This is a genomic window from Streptomyces sp. NPDC045701 (assembly GCF_056432045.1).
In genome coordinates this window covers 1-1,680 of sequence record NZ_JBWKJV010000195.1, presented here as the reverse complement: position 1 = coordinate 1,680, position 1,680 = coordinate 1, and the positions used below count along the sequence as shown (strand labels likewise).

Here is a 1,680-nt window from a genome sequence, read left to right as displayed (position 1 = left end):
CGAACCAGCCCGACCACACCTCTACCGCGCGCTCCGTCTCCACGAACGGAACAACGCGTCACGCACCCAACAGACACGCACGGCTGTAGTACCGGCAGGCAGAAAAACGCCGCACTCCCTCCGTTAATCCCTTGGACGGGCGGAGGGAGTGCGGGCCGGAAGGCCGGGAACCTCGGGGGGTGAGATCAAGCCCCGCCTTCCAGGAATGCACTGCTGCCACTCCACGCGGTGCACAAGAAAAAACTTACAGAGCGCGGACGGCGCACGTATGTCCACCAACCGGACCAATGACCGGAGGACACAGCCCGGACCACTGCAAAACATTTAAGCCTGCGATAACCATGACGGCCTAACATGAGCAGCGGGAAGTGAACACGCCCGCCGCTGGCCTGGGGAGACCAGCCGCGCGCGCTCACAGTTCTTCCCAAGGGGTGACGCAGCCGGCTTTTAGCGGGGTCGAGCCAGCCACCCCCGCTCCTGCCCAGGACCCATCCCACAGCCTGGGCAGGAGCCCCGCCCGCCCCAGCCCCCCGCAGCCACCCCGCCTCTGCAGCACCCCGCCCAGCTGAAGTACCGGCGCACACATCAGTGAACGCAGCCCTGGCAGCGGAACTCACCACGGAGCCACGGTCAGCCAGTCCCCAGGACAGACAGCCCGCGACTGTGCTCGGTCAAACCGGCAAACCTGTCACCCGTTTTCTCATGTACAGGTGATCCCGGCTGACGTATCCGATGCTGTCGGGACGGTCCGCCCCCGCACAAGACCCGGTGAACCAGCGGCCGGCACGGAATGCGGCCAGCTCACCGAGAGCGACGCCACAGCCGCTAACGCACGGCCCGCCGCCGACGTCACGCCCGCAGGCCGCCCGCTGCGCACCGGCCTGACCATACGCTGAGCACGCTCCTGCACGGTCAGGCCGCCCCCATCGGGATACCTCGCCCCACACACAAAGAGCCGAACTGACTATCTGGCACCCCCAACTGCAAGCCTCAGTTGTACGCCCACAACGGGTGTCAAACCACGACATTCCACACAAAGGGCAGGATAAGCTCTCCCTTATGAGCACCAGCGCGACCGGGGACTCCGACTCCGTACACGCCGAGCTGACGCGGCTGCGCGAAAGCATCGACAACATCGACGCGGCAGTCGTCCACATACTGGCCGAGCGCTTCAAGTACACCCAGCAGGTCGGCCACCTCAAGGCCCGCCACCACCTGCCCCCGGCCGACCCGGCCCGCGAAGCCCGCCAGATCGCCCGGCTCAGGCAGCTCGCAAGGAGCGCCAGCCTCGACCCCGCATTCGCCGAGAAACTGCTGAACTTCATCATCGCCGAAGTGATCCGCCACCACGAAACCCTCACAGACGGCACGCGGAACACCTGACCAACCGCAGCCAGGCCGCACCGCGCTTATGGCAAAGTGGCCACCGCGTGTCCGGCGAGGCGACCGGTGCCGGCCACAGGCAGGGGGCTCTTTCATCCGTGGAAGTATCACGAAAGCGGTGTTCACCACTCGGTTGGCGTAGAGGTTTCTCGTTGGTCTGGTTGGCTCACACTCGTTCGGCCGGGAGACGGCCGTCGAAAGGGATGTCGAACGCGTTCATGGCCTCTTTCCAGCGGCTGGTCCACCGCTTGCGGCCCTTTCCGGTGGGGTCGAGGGCGAGGGTGGTGAGGTAGAGAC

Annotated in this window: 1 protein-coding gene and 1 pseudogene; one reads left to right on the top strand and one right to left on the bottom strand. The window is 65.9% G+C overall.

Annotated elements, in window-relative coordinates; translation table 11 throughout:
* The first annotated feature begins 1,059 nt into the window (after positions 1–1,059).
* The gene (locus AC07DW_RS34400) at positions 1,060–1,383 is read left to right on the top strand and encodes a chorismate mutase (RefSeq protein WP_478861518.1); all 324 of its coding nucleotides are present in this window, start codon (positions 1,060–1,062) and stop codon (positions 1,381–1,383) included.
* A 166-nt stretch (positions 1,384–1,549) separates the two neighbouring features.
* On the opposite strand, the pseudogene AC07DW_RS34395 reads toward AC07DW_RS34400, so the two are convergent.
* Positions 1,550–1,680: pseudogene (locus AC07DW_RS34395) on the bottom strand (IS256 family transposase); the annotation flags it as partial.